Origin of the sequence: Pseudomonas sp. CFBP 13711 (assembly GCF_014842265.1) — a bacterium.
Classification (GTDB): Bacteria; Pseudomonadota; Gammaproteobacteria; order Pseudomonadales; family Pseudomonadaceae; genus Aquipseudomonas.
The window spans coordinates 1-1,652 of the sequence record NZ_JACYVI010000033.1 but is presented as its reverse complement, the minus strand read 5'-3'; the positions used below and the strand labels follow the sequence as shown (position 1 = coordinate 1,652).

Here is a 1,652-nt window from a genome sequence, read left to right as displayed (position 1 = left end):
AGCTTTCTAGCTTTCTAGCTTTCTAGCTTTATAAAGGTTTAGTATTTCTTAGAAAAATTATTAGACAATCAGAGTAATTCTAAATGACAGGCGCCACTGAACTTTTTAAACACTATCGCAGCGAAATTCAGCATGAGATGGATCTTATGCTTACACGGCTTAATGCGCTGCTAATGTCGCAATCTTTTATAGTTATCGCTTATGCGACGAGCATGGTGATGTCGAACAGCGAGTGGAGTTTCTACTTATCTCTCATTTTGCCACCGTTCTTAGCCTTCCTAGGACTTTCCCTCACATGGGAGGGAAGTAAAGGAATAATTGCCGCGCGCGATGCTTCTGATCGGTGGCAGCACAGGTTGGATTCTTTAGTGGACGACTGTCCTGATTTATTGCTCTGGGCCGATGAGAAGAGCGCCAAAACTAAAACTAATATAAAAGCAGGCAAAACGTTTGCCGTAATGCCGCCACAGATTTTTCTGGCAGGTTGGGTCATACTTTTCTTTCTGCCACTGGCACTCAAGCTCTTTCTAAAAAATCAGGCCTGACGTGCTAGTTAGATATAAGTCTACCTATAAGTTTTAAAATAACTTAATTTCGGCTGTGTAAAACTCTGCATAGCGGTTGATCAAATAAGAGGCATGTGCTTTTTATTGGGCCTTTCAGCATTATAATATTTATATTTACAGAGTTCAGATAGTTTCGTTGGCCCACTATGCGCGCATGGTTGCTCTAGCCAGTCCATACTAGGGTTGGTCTGAAAAGTCAGCCCGCAAGCATCTTTCGATACAGGCCAGTGTGACCACGGCTTTAAAGCTGCTGGCCAGCTTGTCGTAACGCGTACAGATCCGACGTTTTTCCTTAACCCAGCTGAATACCCGCTCGATAACGTCGCGTTTTTTGTACTGAGGCCTGTCAAACAGCCTAGGCAGGCCGGGTCGAGGCTTTCGATGCATCTTGCGCAGCGGAATCACCGGCTGCATGCCGTAGCGGTCGCAGTACTGACGTATAACCTGGCTTTCATAATCCTTGTCGGCAGGCGCATAACGGCAACGCTTGCGCGGGCGCCCCTGCTGCCAGGAAGGCTGATCTGATCCAGCAACGGCATGAAGTAGCGCGAGTCAGCCTGCTCGCCGGGCGACAGCATAATGGCCAGCGGGAAGCCATGACTGTCGCGGGCGAGGCGTATTTTGGTGGTCAGCCCGCCCCCTGCTTCGGCCGAGACAGTGGTGTTGCGGTTCCTGAGGGCCCCTTTTTTTCCAGCACCACTGGCAGCCCGGGTGGCCCGGATTGACGTGGAATCGACCATCCAGGTATCCAGATCGATGAACCCGTCTTCTCGCAAACGAAGATGAAGGTGGCGCAGAACCTGCTCGAACTAACCGTTGTCACGCCATTGCCTGAAGCGCTGGTACACGGTTTTCCAAGGCCCAAAACACTCTGGAAGATCCCGCCATTTGGCGCCAGAGCACGAAATCCAGAAGATTCCATCAAGCATTTGACGATCATCGCGCCTTGGCCGCCCATGCGTTGAGTTGAGGAGGGGAAACAATGGCTTCAATGATCGCCCAACTCAGATGAAATTTCATAACCGCCTGTCATGACGGCTCTCCTGGCAACCAGAGGGCATCATTCTAGCGAAAGCGACTTTTCAG

1 protein-coding gene and 1 pseudogene are annotated in these 1,652 nt (G+C 49.8%); one reads left to right on the top strand and one right to left on the bottom strand.

The genetic code is table 11. The annotated features are described in order from the left end of the window. Window positions 1-83 precede the first annotated feature (83 nt). Window positions 84-545, top strand: a complete 462-nt coding sequence (locus tag IFT47_RS27255; RefSeq protein ID WP_192175174.1) for a hypothetical protein — start codon at window positions 84-86, stop codon at window positions 543-545. 198 nt (window positions 546-743) lie between these two features. Here the strand turns inward: IFT47_RS27255 and IFT47_RS27250 are convergent. Continuing rightward, window positions 744-1,599 (bottom strand): annotated as a pseudogene (locus IFT47_RS27250) (IS5 family transposase). Between the last annotated feature and the right edge of the window lie 53 nt (window positions 1,600-1,652).

Excerpts from the sequence above, each read along its gene's own strand:
- IFT47_RS27255 (WP_192175174.1), top strand. The coding sequence starts at position 84 with ATGACAGGCGCCACTGAACTTTTTAAACACTATCGCAGCGAAATTCAG.